The organism is Amycolatopsis sp. CA-161197, from assembly GCF_050942255.1.
Lineage (GTDB): Bacteria > Actinomycetota > Actinomycetes > Mycobacteriales > Pseudonocardiaceae > Amycolatopsis.
Window position 1 is genome coordinate 1670333 of record NZ_CP192059.1, and the last position, 15088, is coordinate 1685420.

15 protein-coding genes and 1 pseudogene are annotated in these 15088 nt (G+C 66.8%); 8 read left to right on the forward strand and 8 right to left on the reverse strand.

The features are described 5' to 3' along the window. Positions 1–60: 60 nt before the first annotated feature. Positions 61–285 (reverse strand): hypothetical protein, encoded by a 225-nt coding sequence (locus ACQPXB_RS08220; RefSeq protein WP_432850554.1) that lies wholly within the window; start codon positions 283–285, stop codon positions 61–63. A 577-nt stretch (positions 286–862) separates the two neighbouring features. On the opposite strand from ACQPXB_RS08220, the gene ACQPXB_RS08225 reads away from it, so the two are divergent. The 3 genes from ACQPXB_RS08225 (at position 863) to ACQPXB_RS08235 (ending at position 3019) form a co-directional block, all read left to right on the forward strand. After that, positions 863–1018 carry a hypothetical protein gene (locus ACQPXB_RS08225; RefSeq protein WP_432850556.1) on the forward strand — a complete coding sequence of 52 codons (156 nt, stop codon included), beginning with the start codon at positions 863–865 and terminating at the stop codon, positions 1016–1018. A gap of 534 nt (positions 1019–1552) precedes the next feature. Next, positions 1553–2416, forward strand: a complete 864-nt coding sequence (locus ACQPXB_RS08230; protein ID WP_432850558.1) for an oxidoreductase — start codon at positions 1553–1555, stop codon at positions 2414–2416. 18 nt (positions 2417–2434) lie between these two features. Continuing rightward, positions 2435–3019: a TetR/AcrR family transcriptional regulator gene (locus ACQPXB_RS08235; protein WP_432856494.1), complete on the forward strand. Its 585-nt coding sequence runs from the start codon at positions 2435–2437 to the stop codon at positions 3017–3019. A gap of 7 nt (positions 3020–3026) precedes the next feature. Here the strand turns inward: ACQPXB_RS08235 and ACQPXB_RS08240 are convergent, their stop codons facing one another. Further along, entirely contained in the window at positions 3027–3308 is a 282-nt protein-coding gene (locus ACQPXB_RS08240) for a hypothetical protein (RefSeq protein WP_432850560.1), read from the reverse strand. Positions 3309–3624: 316 nt separating this feature from the next. Beyond that, positions 3625–4560 carry an NADP-dependent oxidoreductase gene (locus tag ACQPXB_RS08245; RefSeq protein ID WP_432850562.1) on the reverse strand — a complete coding sequence of 312 codons (936 nt, stop codon included), beginning with the start codon at positions 4558–4560 and terminating at the stop codon, positions 3625–3627. 96 nt (positions 4561–4656) lie between these two features. Here ACQPXB_RS08245 and ACQPXB_RS08250 point away from each other — a divergent pair, with 96 nt between their 5' ends. Next, entirely contained in the window at positions 4657–5259 is a 603-nt protein-coding gene (locus tag ACQPXB_RS08250; protein ID WP_386955851.1) for a TetR/AcrR family transcriptional regulator, read from the forward strand. A gap of 656 nt (positions 5260–5915) precedes the next feature. Here ACQPXB_RS08250 and ACQPXB_RS08255 read toward each other — a convergent pair. Both ACQPXB_RS08255 and ACQPXB_RS08260 read right to left on the reverse strand, forming a co-directional pair. After that, positions 5916–7205, reverse strand: a pseudogene (locus ACQPXB_RS08255) (IS256 family transposase); the annotation flags it as partial. Positions 7206–7232: 27 nt separating this feature from the next. Continuing rightward, a complete protein-coding gene (locus ACQPXB_RS08260; protein ID WP_432850564.1) occupies positions 7233–7874 on the reverse strand; it encodes a hypothetical protein in 642 nt (213 codons plus the stop codon). A gap of 397 nt (positions 7875–8271) precedes the next feature. Between ACQPXB_RS08260 and ACQPXB_RS08265 the strand changes: the two genes are divergently transcribed. Together ACQPXB_RS08265 and ACQPXB_RS08270 are read left to right on the forward strand one after the other, a co-directional pair. Then, positions 8272–9012, forward strand: coding sequence for an ANTAR domain-containing protein (locus tag ACQPXB_RS08265; protein ID WP_432850566.1), 741 nt, complete (start codon positions 8272–8274; stop codon positions 9010–9012). A gap of 81 nt (positions 9013–9093) precedes the next feature. Next, a complete protein-coding gene (locus ACQPXB_RS08270; protein WP_432850568.1) occupies positions 9094–9402 on the forward strand; it encodes a HEAT repeat domain-containing protein in 309 nt (102 codons plus the stop codon). A gap of 120 nt (positions 9403–9522) precedes the next feature. Here ACQPXB_RS08270 and ACQPXB_RS08275 read toward each other — a convergent pair whose 3' ends face one another. From ACQPXB_RS08275 to ACQPXB_RS08285, 3 genes are all read right to left on the reverse strand, one after another. Beyond that, positions 9523–10416, reverse strand: coding sequence for an IS3 family transposase (locus ACQPXB_RS08275; protein ID WP_432850570.1), 894 nt, complete (start codon positions 10414–10416; stop codon positions 9523–9525). Between the two features lie 62 nt (positions 10417–10478). After that, complete coding sequence (locus tag ACQPXB_RS08280) at positions 10479–11744, reverse strand: IS110 family transposase (protein WP_432850572.1); 1266 nt, start codon at positions 11742–11744, stop codon at positions 10479–10481. A gap of 286 nt (positions 11745–12030) precedes the next feature. Continuing rightward, the gene (locus ACQPXB_RS08285) at positions 12031–12336 is read right to left on the reverse strand and encodes a transposase (RefSeq protein ID WP_432850574.1); all 306 of its coding nucleotides are present in this window, start codon (positions 12334–12336) and stop codon (positions 12031–12033) included. A gap of 703 nt (positions 12337–13039) precedes the next feature. Between ACQPXB_RS08285 and ACQPXB_RS08290 the strand changes: the two genes are divergently transcribed. Both ACQPXB_RS08290 and ACQPXB_RS08295 read left to right on the forward strand, forming a co-directional pair. After that, a complete protein-coding gene (locus tag ACQPXB_RS08290) occupies positions 13040–14179 on the forward strand; it encodes a terpene synthase family protein (protein ID WP_432850576.1) in 1140 nt (379 codons plus the stop codon). After that, positions 14176–14946: a squalene/phytoene synthase family protein gene (locus tag ACQPXB_RS08295; protein WP_432850578.1), complete on the forward strand. Its 771-nt coding sequence runs from the start codon at positions 14176–14178 to the stop codon at positions 14944–14946. The genes ACQPXB_RS08290 and ACQPXB_RS08295 overlap by 4 nt, the downstream gene beginning before the upstream one ends. The last annotated feature ends 142 nt before the right edge of the window (positions 14947–15088 follow it).

The window sequence follows — 15088 nt, forward strand, 5'->3', positions numbered from 1 at the left end:
CTGCGCCGCGGTCGAGCCGGTGGATCTTCATCGGCGACGGGGTCGTGCCCTGGTTGCGGGTCAGGCATCGTCGGCGGCCAGGTGGGCCATTCTGCGGACGACCGCCTGGGCGCGGGCCAAGTCGGCGGCGTCGTCGATTTCGCGGGCCTCGAGGGCGGCGTATTCGGTGAGCGCGAGGTCGAGCAGCAGCGCACCGGGGTCGGCGTACAGGTGCGCCGGCGGCTCTCTCGGAGTCCGGCAGCGGGCGCAGTGTGAAGGTCGGCCCCATGTCCTCCACGCTGCCACGTCGAACGGTGCACAGACAGGCCGTTCGGCGAACTGTGGACAACTCGCCGGGTCTCGCGGGCCGGCAAGCGTGCGGGCAGCCGACGAGACGTGGGGGAGACATACCGTCGGCTGCCCGTTACACGGCCGCGGTGGGTGCCGTTGCAGCTAGAGGCGGTGCTGGGACGTGTGGTGTTACACCCCGCCCAGACGGGTTGTCTGGGCGGGGTGAGGTGTCGCTTCGACACGGAAGCCCGCGAGGCGGCTGCTGGACATGTCACCGTCCGGTAGGCCTGCGCCCTCCGCCGTGACTGTGACGAAGCACGATAGTTGTGCGCTCGTCGGCCTGGCCGCGAAGTCCACCAAGAACTCCCCCACCGGCGGCACGACCGCACCCTCGGGATCGACCATCATCCAGGCCGGCCCACCCGACCAGGGAACAACCCGACCCCAGCTCGGCGCTACGCACAACATCGACCAACTCAGCAGGCAACGCGTACTCCGACGGTCTCGACGACACGAACGTCCGAAGTCTCAAACTCGTCGGCCGAAGGCACCGACGAACTCCCCGGCGTGTCCTGCGTTAGTCCGGTCAACGGTGTGGCGAAAATTCCGAAACACGTGGCTCAACAACTCGGCGTTGCTGGTGCGCGGCATCGCCCAAGTCGGGCAGGGCACCGTGTCCCTCGTAGCCGACCAGGTCACCCGACTCGACTTCAAGAGCCTCGCGGCCGCGTCGAGGGACTTCCGTTGACCCGCTGCGTCCGCTATCGGTCCAGCACCTGCTCCTCGAGGCAGATCCGTCAGGGCGTGCGCGACCCTCCGCCTACCGAGCAGTCGTATGCGAGGCTGGTTGTGAGCAGTCCGCCGGCGCCGATCCGGCCACTGCGAACGCCGCGCTGCGGCGGGCATGGAGCGCGTGCGCGTCCATCGGGAGTTGAACGAAAGGGTTGCCACCGTGCGCTGGCTCCCCGCTCTCGCGGCCGGGCCGCCGCTCACGCGACACGACCCGTTCCTGCGCGACCCCGAGGACCGTCGATGAGCACCGAGAACAACGCCGTGCGGCAGTGGCGAGTGCCGAAAACGGTGGCAGAACTGGCGGCCGGCCCGGCCTGGATCGTCGAGCGCAGCCCCACGACCGGCCAGTGGAGCACGGCGGAGTGGCGCCACGGCTCTTGGCAGATCGGCCTGACGCCGTGCGCCACGGCGTCAGGCCGTCGCGGTGCGCAGGGGCGATGCACCAAGGTGTACTGTGCGTACAGTTCATACCATCGTCATAGGAGTTGCCTTGGCAACGTGGTTCATCACGGGGGCTGCGCGCGGGCTCGGCTACGAGATTGCGCTCCACGCTCTCGAAGCAGGCGCCAACGTCGTTGCGACGGCACGGAGTCTGAGCCAGGTCGAGGCAGCGTTCGCTGCTGTCCCGGGCTTTCCCGAGCGGCTCCTCCCGGTGGCTCTCGATGTCACCATGGAGAGCCAGGTGGCAGCGGCAGTCGAGGCCTCCATCGCAAGGTTCGGCTCTATCGATTTCCTGGTCAACAATGCTGGTCGGGGTCTGCTCGGCTCGGTGGAGGAGGCGTCGGCCGGTGAGGTTCAGACCGTCTTCGCGACAAATGTCTTCGGGCTCTTGAATGTGATCCGGGGTGTCCTCCCGCACATGCGGACGGCGCGCTCCGGACACATCGTCAACATCACCTCGATGGGCGGGTTCGCGCAGGTGGCCGGCTGGGGTATCTACGGGGCGACCAAGTTCGCCGTCGAGGGTGTGAGTGAAGCGATGCAAGCAGAGCTGTCTTCGCTCGGGATCAAGGTCACGATCGTCGAGCCTGGCAGTTTCCGCACCGACTTCCTTGATGGCAGTTCGCTGCACACGACCGTGAACGAGATACCGGACTATGCCGCCACTGCCGGTCGGGTGCGGCAGGCCGTCGCGACGAGCAACGGCGGTCAGATCAACGACCCGGCCAAGGGAGCGGCGGCGATCTACACAGCGGTGACGGCAGAACAGCCACCCTCCCGCTTGCAGATCGGACCGGACGCCATCGCAATGGTGGAGGCCAAACTCGCGCGCGTCCGCGACGAACTCGAGACCTGGAGGAACCTCGGGTCGTCCACACTCTTCGCAGACCCGGCTGATTCGAGATCGGCTTAGGTGCCCCTCGTGAGCACGATGTCATCGGCGGTCGAGCCAGTGTCCACTCGCAGCAGCCGTACCCGACGAGCCGTCCTGGACGCGACGGCAGCCCTCATGGCCGAGGGCGGACTCACCGCAACTACGGTAGACGCGATCCGTAACCGATCCGGCGTCTCCAAGACCACCATCTACAAGCACTGGCCAAACCGGCTGTGTGTCGCCGTCGACGCGTTTGCCGAACGCTTGGCCTCGGACGCGAGTCTCCCGGACACCGGCACTGTGCGGGGCGACTTCAGAGAGCAGATCAGACGCGTGTCGGCGTACTACGCCTCCCCGGTCGGAAGCGTCTTCGCCCAGCTGCTGGCGAACGCAATACAAGACCCTGTGGCGTCAGAATGGTTCCAGACACGGCTCCTGGCCAGCCGCCAGCGCGGCATACACCAGTTGTGGGACCGAGCGGTTTCGCGCGGCGAGGTTCGGTCAGAGATCGATCCCGACCTCGCCCTGGACCTAATGTTCGGTCCGGTCATGTGGCGCCTCGTGAGCGGGAGGCGCCTCGTGACCGCCGATGAAGCAGACACGATTGTTGACTCGGTCCTGAACGGGCTTGGGGTGACCTGAGCTTCCCCTAACAGTGGAGGGCTCCTCTATGCGGCTCGGTTGGCCGCAGTGGTCTCCGGGAGAACAGATCGATCGCCGTCGACAGGTAGAGCTTTCCCTCGTCAGTCGGGATTTCGGTCATATCGCCGGCCCACTTCGTGTTCGGTGCCGGCGCGGTGAAGCCCCGTTTCACCAGATCCGGGAACGGCACCGCCCGCTTGTCCGGCCGAGTCAGATTCTTCCGCCGCTTCTTCGCTCGGGCGACCAGGCCTTGGCGGGCCATCGAGTTCGCCACCGTCTTCTCACTCACCACCCACCCCGCAGCGCGTACATCAACGTGAATCATCGCCGACCAGAGGACCACCCACGACGTGCCGCACGCGGTCGCTTGCCGGGCTCTGACCGTGTCGGAATCGTGGTTCTACAAGTGGAACTCTCGTCGACACCATCAGATACGGCCAGGGTGATTGTCACGTCGTCCATTTTGCGCGAGCGCGACTCGCGTGGATCGCGATCGACGACACACGCTCAATGCGGCATGAGAGTGCATTCCAGCCTGCGGCATGGGGGAGGCCCCGCGCTCGTGATGGCCGGCGGACGCCGCGGCTTGCTGTTCGGGATTCGGCTCACCGCGGCTCGGCGATCTGGAGGACGATCTTGCCGCCGGGGTGTTGTGATTGGCTCAGTTCGATGGCTTCGCGCCAGTCGGGGAGGGGGATGGTGCGGGCGACGGGGATACCGAAGCGGCCCTGGGCCGCGAGTTGGGCGCACGCCTCGACGGCGTCGTAGCGGTGGCCGAGTGGTCCTTCGGTGAACGCGTCGCGGGCGCCGGACTCGCGTGCCTGGGTCAGGTTGCTGATGGTCAGGACGTGCTGGGGATCGGTGACCGTGCGGAGGAGTTCCGGGATGGTGGCGTCGTCGGGTGGTGAGACGTCGAGGACGACGTCGACGGGGCCACCTGCCAGCTCGCGTATCCGCTCGGCCATGCCCTTGCCGTAGGGGGTGACCTCGGCTCCGGTGGCGCGCAGGGCTGCGGTGTGAGTGGGGCCGGCGGTGGTGAGCACCCGTGCCCCGGTCCGGCGGGCGAGTTGCACGGCGGCGAAGCCGGTGGTGGTGCCGCCTCCGCTGACGAGCAGGGTCGTGTCGGAGATGATGCGGAGCAGGTCCAGTCCGAGTTGCGCGGTGTCCACGGCCATGGGCAGTGCGGCGGCGGCCGCTGGATCGAGGGCGGGTGGCCGCGGGAACCAGATGTCGAGCAGCGCGTGGTCTGCGGCGCCCGCGGTCGGTCCGGTAAACGGGGCAGGACCGAACACCGCGTCCCCGGGCTGGACGCCCGTGACTTTGTCGCCGATGGCGTCGACGGTGCCGGCGACCTCGAGCCCAACTCCGCGGGGCAGGTCGCCGGGGTACAGGCCCCGGCACAGGGCCAGGTCTGCGGGGTTGATCGTGCAGACCTCCACGGCGACCCGGATCTGCCCCGGGGCCGGTCGGGGCTGCCCGGCCTCCTCGAGCCGCAGGACGTCGAGGGGCTCACCGGTGTGGTGGAAACGCAGAGCGCGCACGGCGATCTCCTGGTTGCGATCGTAGTGACAGCAGATGCTGTCATCACTCGACGGTAGCACAGTGACGACAGGATCTGCTGTCACTATGCTGGGACCATGGCTCGTTGGGAGGGCAACACTCGTGAGCGGCTCGAGCGCGCCGCGTTGGAGTTGTTCCGCGATCAGGGCTACGACCGCACGTCGGTGGCGCAGATCGCCAAGCACGCCGGTTTGACCGAGCGATCGTTCTACCGCTGGTTCACCGACAAGCGGGAGGTGCTCTTCGCCGGCGACGAGCTGCAGGCCTGCCTGGAAGCGGGCATCGCCGAGGTGACCGCGGGAACCGGCGCGCTCGCGACGCTGATGGCCGCGTTCACCGCCGTGCCCGAGGTACTGCGTCCGCGCGAACTGCTGATCGAGCTGCGCGCCGTCATCGCGGCCAACCCGCCGCTGCGAGAACGTAGCCTGATCAAGGAAGCGATGCTGTCCGAAGTGACCGCCGCGGCGCTGCGCCGCCGTGGCCATGACGAGCAGACCGCGCGGCTGGCCACGTCTCTAGGCATGGCGATCCTGGGGTCGGCCACCAGGCGATGGGTGCTCGGAGAAGAGGCCGACTTCGCCACCCTGCTGGCCGACAGCGCCGCCGACCTCCTCGCTGTGGCCGCCGACCTGCCACCGGCCCACACCCCGACCGGCCATGCGCCACGCAAGGGGAGGTAGCGGGAGACTGGCGACACCTCGGTCCGTCGATCTCGCCGATGCCTGCTCATCGGCATGGCAGGACGTTGGCTGGGGCCGCCGAGGTCACCGGATCGGGTGCCGTTGCGGCGAAAAGGCGGTCACGCGGGAAATGCCGCACCGGATCCGCGAGACAATCGCCGGAATCCGTCCAGGACAGCTGTGGCCGACTGGAACGCCCTCGCTGAGCCACTCCGCCGCGCCGAAGCCGAACACGGCGTGCTTCAACGCCACCACACCGACTGGGGACCACGCAAACGGCACTGCGCCTCGCTCATCGTCGCCGCGACGATCACCCAAAGCGACTACACCGCGCTGCCGCTCTTCAGGAACCGCACGCGCATCCACCCCACCGACGAACCATTCCGTAACCTCGTCTACAAGCTGATCATGTACAGGCCCCGGTGTCCACCACGGCCGCGGCCACCACACCCTCACCCTGCTCCACACGCTGGACACTGCGAAAATCCACCACGTGAGACAAGCTCTTAGGGCCCGCGGGTTTTCCGCCTGCTCGGACACCGCCAAGGCCGGTGGCGTGGGGATCGTGCCGGGAAGGACGATCATGCCCAAGCGCACCAGCACCCTGAGCTTCCCCCGGGCCTATCCCGCGATCGGTGTTTCCGGCGGTTCGGTTGGTAGGTTTCGGCTCCCGGCCAGCGGTCACCGAACGTGATGGCGAACGCGTTGATGACTGGTTTCCAACGCATCGTCCACCTGGCGCGGCCGGTCCCGGTGGGGTCCAGGCTGCGAGTCACAAGGTACAGACACTTCATCGCTGCCTGCTCGGTGGGGAAATGACCACGCGCGCGTATCGCGCGCCGGTAGCGGGCGTTCAGTGATTCGATCGCGTTCGTCGAGCAGATCATGCGCCGTATTTCGATATCGTAGTCGAGGAACGGCACGAATTCTTCCCAGGCGTTACGCCACAGCCGGATGATTGCACTATATTTCTTTCCCCATTTCTCCTCTAGTTCGTCCAACGCGCCGAGTGCGGCGTCGGGGTTCGGCGCCGTGTAGATGGGTTTGAGATCCCGCTTGATCTCGTCCCAGTGTTGCCGCGCCGCCAGACGGAACGTGTTCCTGATCAAGTGAACAATGCACGTTTGGACGATGGTGCGCGGCCACACGTTCGTCACGGCGTCCGGGAGTCCTTTGAGGCCGTCGCAGACGAGGAAGAACACGTCGCGGACGCCGCGGTTTTTCAGGTCGACCAGGACGCTCATCCAGAACTTCGCGCCCTCGCCTCCGACGCCCATCCACAAGCCCAGGACGTCCTTGTGTCCGTCCACGGTCACGCCGATGGCCGCGTAGACCGGCCGGTTGGCAACCTGCCCGTCCCGGACCTTGACGTGAATAGCATCGACGAACACCGCGGCGTAGATCGCGTCGAGCGGGCGGTTGACCCACTCCTGCATCTCAGCGACGACCTTGTCGGTGATCCGCGAGATGGTTTCCTTGCTCACCGACGCCCCGTAGATCTCATCGAAATGCGCGGATATTTCTCCGGTGGTCATCCCTTTCGCATACAACGACAGCACGATCTCGTCCACATCCGTAAGCCGGCGTTGCCGCTTCTTCACGATCTGGGGCTCGAAGGTACTTTCCCGATCCCTCGGAACCTCGATCTGCACTTCACCGGCAGCGTCCGAGAGCACGGTTTTGGACCGAGCACCGTTGCGCACATTGGTCGAGTTCCGGTCCGGCTCTGCCTGATTTTTCTCGTGACCGAGGTGCTCAGTCATTTCTTCGTTCAGCGCCGCTTCCAGCACGTTCTTGGTGAACAGCTTGAGCAGCCCGCCCGGGCCGGTCAACGCCAGCCCTCGCGCCTTGGCCTCGGCCACCATCGCCGCAGCGGCGGCCTGCTCCGGCGACAGCCGCGCCGGCTTCTCGTCACGCTTGCGTGGACTCACAAGGTCCGATGTCATCACTCACAGTGCCCATCCCGCCGGACCTCAGCCCGGCGTGTCGGGCCGGAAACACCGATCTTGAGACAGTCCCGCCGATATCGGTAGCCATGCCGTCGTTGAGTCCGGCGGTGGTGCCGGGAACATACGTAGCGACGTTGACGGCAGTGTCGGGATTGCCGATGGCGACGATGGCCTGTCCGGAGTTAGCGGGTTGATGCCGAGCAGGAAGGCGGGCGACTGCCCGGGCAAAGGGTGGTCCAGGCGGGTTTTGATCTGGTCCATGCCGCTGAGTTTGCCGTTCAGCATGTCGAGCTGTGTTTCCAGGGCCTCGTACTCTTCGTGTTGCTGTGGGTCGCTGCGTTTCATTCCGTCGAGGCGGTGGTGGACGTCGTCGCGTTGATGTTGCAGGTCGGCATAGTCCCGGTTGAGCACGACCCGGTTCGCACGGTGCCGATCGGTGGCGGGCAGTCCGTCCATCGCGCCGATCGTGCCGGGGCGGTCCCGGATCAGGATCTCCCGGCCAGCGTTGGACAGGGTCGCCCACCACGCGGCGTTCTGTGACGGGGTCGCGTTCGGCGGCGGCTCGGGCAGGGTGAGGCCGAGGTCTTTCACCCCGTCGGCGGCGGCAGCGGCGACGGTGGATTCGTCTCCGGTGCCGAACTGGCCTGCTGCTGCCCGATCCAGCACCGACGCCAGATCAGCGTCGATGTCGTTCGCGGTGTGGCGGGTAGCGCCTGGTCAGGCCTTGGTGTCGCCGAGGATGTGGTAGAGCGAGGCGCGAGTGGTGGGTGATACCCCCAAACGGGTGCGGTTGCGGCGCGAATGTAGCGCTTCCGGAACACGCAGCGACTTAATCTCCACGGCCCCGGGAGGAACCGTAAGATGACCTAAGTATTCATGATTCGCCGAGACGAGGTCGACACCTCGTCACTGGGCATGAGCCGCCAGTTCGTGCGAGCCAGCAAGGCCACTCCGCTGCCCGCCGTACTGCGGCACGCGATGCGCGAGTGGTGGCCAGCCGGTTTAGGTTCCGACGCAAGGGGGGGGAGCCCAATGAAGTTCGCGTGTGGTGTTGTGGTGGGAGATGGTTCGGGTGACTGACGGACGCCTGGTCGATACATTCGTCGAGCTAGCGGACACGCTCACGGATGACTTCGACGTGATCAACTTCCTGCACCTGCTCGCGGCTCGCAGTATCGAGCTGCTGCCCGTCGACGCGGCGGGGCTATTGCTCGTTGACGCTAACGGCAAGTTGCAGCTCGTCGCCAGCTCCAATGAGCAGGTGCGGTTGCTCGAACTCTTCCAGCTCCAGCGCGACGAGGGCCCTTGCCTCGACGCCTGCCGCCTCCGCCGGGTCGTGACCGTCGCCGACCTCAGCCGCGACGCCGAGACCTGGCCGCCGTTCGCGACGATCGCGCTTGAGCAGGGTTTCCGCGCTGTGCACGCCTTCCCGATGAGCCTGCGGTCCGAGGTCATCGGCGCGCTCAACCTGTTCGTCGCGAGCCCGGGTGAATTGCCGCCCGAGGGTGTGCGGGTGGCGCGCGGCATGGTCGACGTGGCCACGATCGGCTTGCTGCACGCCCGGGCGATGCAGCGGCACGAGGTGCTGGTAGAGCAGTTGGAGACGGCGTTGAGCAGCCGTGTGGTGATCGAACAGGCGAAGGGCTTCATCGCCAATGGTCTTGGCCTCGCGATGGATGATGCGTTCGCGCTGCTGCGCGGCTTCGCGCGCTCGCACAGCCGCAAGCTGAGCTTGGTGGCCGCCGACGTCGTGAACCGGTCCGAGACCGTGCGGCTGCTCTTCGACAGCCCGCCCGCGAGCTAACGTGCGCCGGTCGGTGGAACGCCATCGCGCCGGCGCCGGTCTGCCGTGGAGCAGGCCGGGTCAGGCTGGTCCGCTGATGCGGTGGCTCGAAAACGCGACCCACAACAACGGGAAGACGGCTTCCACCAACTACTACCGCACGCTGCCGAGCACCTCGACGAGCTGATCGAGCGGTTCGAACACGAGCAGGACGACCACGGGCTCCGTTGCTGGCTACTCGAACTCATCGCAGCAGCCGCATCTCCAACTGCCCTGCCGATTCTGACTGCCCAACTCAACGGCCCAGACGAGTCGCTACGGGACTGGGCAGCCGTCGGCCTGTCGAAGCTCAACACCCCCGAAGCACGGACCCTGCTCTGGCAGGCCCGAGCCAACGGCACAATCACCTAACCCAGATCACGATCTACGGCTGGAGTACTAGATACCCAGCAGACACTACCACGCTTTGTCGCAGTCTTCGTCGCCCTCAAACCTACCCTGAGCTCCCCCCCCTGATCGTGGAGGACTCCTCTATGTGGCCCGGTTGGCCGCAGCGATCTCGTAGTCGATCGGGGATTGCATTCCACAGGAACTGTGGCGACGTCGTCGATTATAGAATTCGACGACCCATTTAACAATAGTCTGTTGCGCTTCCTTCCGGGTTTTGAAGTGATGCCGGGAGAGCACTTCGTGTTCCAACGTTGAGAAGAACGACTCGGCCGCGGCGTTGTCGAAACACGACCCGGTCCGGCCCATCGACTGCCGAATGCCGAGCTTGTCACAAAGCACGGTGAAATCGTGCGCAGTGTAGGTCGATCCACGGTCGGAGTGGAAGACCACTCCGACCACCCGGTCCTTCCCGCCACGGACGGCGACGGCCATCTTGATGGTCTCACCTGCGAGTTCAGCGTCCGGATGGGCGCTGGTGGCGTAGCCGAGCAGCCGGCGGGAGAACAGGTCGATCGCCGTCGAGAGGTAGAATTTGCCCTCGTCGGTGGGGATTTCGGTCATGTCGCCGACCCACTTTAGGTTCGGTGCTGGCGCGGTGAAATCCCGTCGCACCAGGTCCGGGAACGGCACCGCCCGTTTGTCCGGCCGGGTCAGGTTCTTCCGCCGCTTCTTCGGCCTGGCGACCAGGCCTTGGCGGGCCATCGACTTCGCCACCGATTTCTCGCTCACTGTCCAGCCGGCGGCGCGTAAATCGATGAGAACACGCGGTGAGCCGTGCAAGCCGTGCGCGGCCTCGAACGCCTTGGCGACCGCCGCGTCCAGCTCGGCGCGTCGCTGCTCGCTCGGTACGGGTTGATGTTGACGGTAGTGCCACGTATAGAACCAGGACTCCGACACGGTCAGAGCCCGGCAGGCGATCGCGTGCGGCACCTGGTGGGTGGTCCTCTGGTCGGCGATGAACGCGGCCAGGCTCACCGCGTCGCCTCCTTCACCCACCCGACCACGGATCGCTTGAGACCTCCGATGTCGCCAACTTGTCAAGCGGCTAGGGGCTCAACGTGTGTCGGGCGGTGCGGGAAGGCTTTCACGGGGTCATAGGTCTGGCCGGTCTGCAGGCAGTGGTGGAGCTGGCCGAGCATGCGGTTGAACAAGTGCCGCAGCGCGGCGGGGTGCCCATCACCGCGCTCACGGCGACGCAGGTAATGCTCGCGGGCCGGGGACGGTCGCGCGGCTGCGGTGAACGCCCACGAGAATCCCACCGCGGCGAGCCGGTTGTTCTTGGTCCGTCGTCGCACGACACTGCGGGACTTGCCCGAGGCGCGGGTGACCGGCGCCGAGCCGGCGAACGCCTGCAACGCCCGGTCGTCGGCAAACCGGGCACGGTCATCACCGACTTCCGCGAGCACGATCGCGCCGCTGATGTCGGCCAGGCCGGGAAAACTGGTGATGATCGTGTAGTCCGGGTGCTGGCGGAATGCCTCGGTGACCGCGGCAGCGAGTTGCTCGATCGACTGGCACACGGCGTTCAACACGTCCAGCAGCGCCAGGGCTTCGACGCGCAACGCGTGCTCGACCAGCCGGTCGTGGCGCAACTGCGGGACACGCAACGCCGCCACGATCGCGGCGGCTCGGGCCGGGATATTGCGCTGTCGGCCGCCGCGGCGCAGCGCCGTCTCGACTCGCTCGGTCGACGCGCGCTGCGCCTCGGCCGGGCTGGGCGCGAGCGCGAGCACGGCCCGGGCGTCGTTGCTGGCCAGCTGGGTGGTGGACATCCCCGATCCCGCGCCTGAGCCCGGCCCGAACGCGGCCAGAAACCCGGGGTGGTACTCGCGCAGCCGGGCCCGCAGTTCCTGCACCAGCTTGGTGCGTCGCCACACCGCGTCCTGGTGCGCCCGCGCGAGCACGCTGATCGACCGGGCCAGGTCGGTGTCGTCGGGCAGCTGGCGGTGCAGATGCGCGTCGGTGCGCAGGATGTTGGCCAGGGCCATTGCATCGTGGTGGTCGCTCTTCTTTCCTGACATCGAGGTGCGCTCCCGATATCGGGCCACCGCCAGCGGGTTGATCGGATAGACCGCCCTCCCGGCGGCGCGTAACGCGGCTACCAGCAGGCCGCGCGGGGTCTCGATCGCGACCGGGATCGGCTGCTCCGCGCAGTCGCCGGCCTCGGCCAGCATCGCGGTGAACTCCGCGAACCCCTCCGGCGTCTCGTTGATCCGCCGCTTCGCAACCAGCCTGCCCTCCCCGTCCACCAGCGCAACATCGTGATGACCTTCGGCCCAGTCCACGCCGCAGAACACCGACACCGAATCTCCTTACACAGCAAGGGAAATCACCGTCCGGTCCGAGCACCGGTGAGAACGTGCGGCGACCTAATAGCAAGGCTCGAGGGCCTGACCTCCGATAGAGCCGTTCACGACCCCAGCACCCCGCAGGGACGTCGTCGTTCTCAGCAGAGGGCTCACCGGCCCAGCACATCAAGGACGTCACCCTGCAAGCGGCTCGAACCATGACCGAACCCTTGATCACCACACCGCCGAGGACGGGCCAGACACGCCGATACGCGCCGGTCTCAAGCAAAGCCTCAACGGGCTAAGACATCACCAGGCGTCCATCGCGCGACACGGCCCGTCCACCGACAAGACCTATTAGGACATCGCGCTCCATCCGCAGCTCGGCGTTCTCCGCCCGAAGCCGGGCCAGTTCAGCCCGATCGTCGCCGCTCAGGCCTTCACTCTCGCCACGGTTAATCTTGTCCTGCTTGACCCAGTTCGCCAGAGTTCCGGCATGAATCCCCAGGTCAGCAGCTACTTGGACGATCGGTTTGTTCGTCTCGCGCACGATCCGGACAGCTCCTTCACGGAACTCCCGCTCGAACTTCCGCCTCTTCTCGGGCATGACACATGATCCTCATAGTCCATGCCTCCACGATCTTGGGGGAAGCTCAGGGTGCTGGTGCGCTTGGGCATGATCGTCCTTCCCGGCACGATCCCCACGCCACCGGCCTTGGCGGTGTCCGAGCAGGCGGAAAACCCGCGGGCCCTAAGAGCTTGTCTCACGTGGTGGATTTTCGCAGTGTCCAGCGTGTGGAGCAGGGTGAGGGTGTGGTGGCCGCGGCCGTGGTGGACACCGGGGCCTGTACATGATCAGCTTGTAGACGAGGTTACGGAATGGTTCGTCGGTGGGGTGGATGCGCGTGCGGTTCCTGAAGAGCGGCAGCGCGGTGTAGTCGCTTTGGGTGATCGTCGCGGCGACGATGAGCGAGGCGCAGTGCCGTTTGCGTGGTCCCCAGTCGGTGTGGTGGCGTTGAAGCACGCCGTGTTCGGCTTCGGCGCGGCGGAGTGGCTCAGCGAGGGCGTTCCAGTCGGCCACAGCTGTCCTGGACGGATTCCGGCGATTGTCTCGCGGATCCGGTGCGGCATTTCCCGCGTGACCGCCTTTTCGCCGCAACGGCACCCGATCCGGTGACCTCGGCGGCCCCAGGGATCTCGATCGGTGGATTCTCTGGTTCTGGCGTGATCACTTCGTCACCCGGACAGGGAGGGCCGATGAACCTGCTCGGCGGTCCCGTGCCGGTCAGCCCGGGCACCACACTTGTTCGGTGGCCGGCACTTCGCCGGGAAATGCGGTTGCCGTCCGTTGTCGAGGCCCGCCGAAGTTCGAGCTGCAGGAGGCTGATCATGTACAACGTCCGCGTCCCGTCTTCCATGGGCAGGTGGTGACTGTGACGGAGTTGTACTTCCCTTTTCCCGTCCACTCCGAGGTCGGGCACGAGGATTACGACCGGGAAGCCGCGAAGTGGTTGTCCCGGCACAGTGATCTGCAGCAAGCGCAGCTGGACGCGATCGTGGGTTCCCGCGTGGCCGCTGCGACAGCATTCCTGGCGTCTCCGGCGAACCCGGAACTGCTCAAGCCCACCGCGGTGTGGTCCGCGGTCTACCTCCTCACCGACGACGTCCTCGAGGCCGCGTCCGGCGAGCAGGCCGCGATCATGGCCGCCTGCGGCCAGCGCATCTGGGACGACCCGGACGCACCCGTGCCCAACACACCGATCACCGCTGTCGTGCAGCAGAACGCCCGGGAGCTGCTGGCACTGGCCACGCCCGCGCAGCGCCAGAGGCTGAGGGCAACACACCAGCAGTACTTCGCCGCGATTGTCACCGAGCACCTGCTTGAGACCGTAAAGCAACCGCCGCCGGTGGAGGTGTACGCCGGGGTGCGTGAAGCCGCATCCATCATGACTGCCATCTCGGCCGTGGTGGAGTTCGCCACCGGCATGGACATTCCCGAGCACGAATACCACAGTCCGCATGTGCGGGCGTTCTCTCAGGCCGCCCACCTCGCAGCGAGCTGGGTCAACGACGTCGTCGCTTTCGCCAAGGACGTCCGGGAGGGCCACCACAACCTGGTCACCGTGCTGGCTCACCGGTCAGGCCGCGACGCGCGCGCAACCGTCGACGACGCCGTGGCGGTGATCAGCAGCGCTCTCTACGCCATGAACGAGCTTTCGCAGGTGCTGCTGCGCGAAGGAAGTCCTGCGCTGCGCGCGTACGTGCGGTCCATGATCCGCTTGGTGGGCGTGTTCATCCCGTGGCAACTGCACTCCCCCCGATACGCAGCCGTGCAGGCCGACGAGCCCTTGACCATCACCCGCACTCCGCCCGCCGACGCCCACGTTCCACCGGACATCGCGGCGATCGCCTGGTGGTGGGACCACCTCCCCGTGCGGGACGCGGCATGACCGCGCCGACGCTGACCGAGGCGCACCGGATGCTGCGCCGCTACTCCACCACCTGGTACGAACCGACCCTGGCCATGCCGGCGGGCTTGGACGAGGCGATCACGGGGGCCTACCTGTGCCTGCGCGCGATCGACGAGATCGAGGACCACCCCGAACTCGGCGCGGAGGATCGCAGCGCCCTGCTGCAAGGAGTTGCCCGCGCCCTGGAGTCCTCGATCACCGACCCCCGGCTGGACCGCGTGTTCGCCCCGCACCGCGAAAGCCTGCCCGAGGTCACCCTGCGCCTGGCCGAGTGGGCGGCGGTGATCCCGGACGGCATCGAAGCCCGGGCGCTGGAGACCGTCGCCGTCATGGCCGCCCGCATGTCCGCCTGGTGCCGTCCGGGAGTGACCATCCGGACCGAGCAGGACCTCGACCGCTACACCTACGCCGTGTCCGGCACCGTCGTGATGCTCTACAGCGACTTCTGGTCCTGGTACGACGGAACCGACACCGACCGCACCAACGGACTGCACTACGGCAGGGCGCTCCAGGCGGGCAACATCTACCTCGACCACGACGAAGACCTCACCCGCGGCGCGGACTACTGGCCGAACGGCTGGCACGGGACCGAGATGATCCGCTACATCCGCAGCAACCTGGCCGGCGCGCACGCCTACGTCGAAGACATGCCCGAGGAGAGCCACGCCCGCCGCTTCTTCGGACCGCCCCTGCAGCGTTACCTGGGCAAGCTGGCCGAGGTACAGCAAGCAAGCTGCGCAGGGTAACCGATCTTGTCAGGCTGCTTGCGGTGCCGCGAAGGAGCAGCCTCCGCGGAGGGCATCGGCGCCCGCTCTGCGGTGGCGTCGAGTTGCCGGCAGCCCACCCCTACCGTGGCCAGCCGCCCGCGAGGGCCGGCGTGAATGTGGG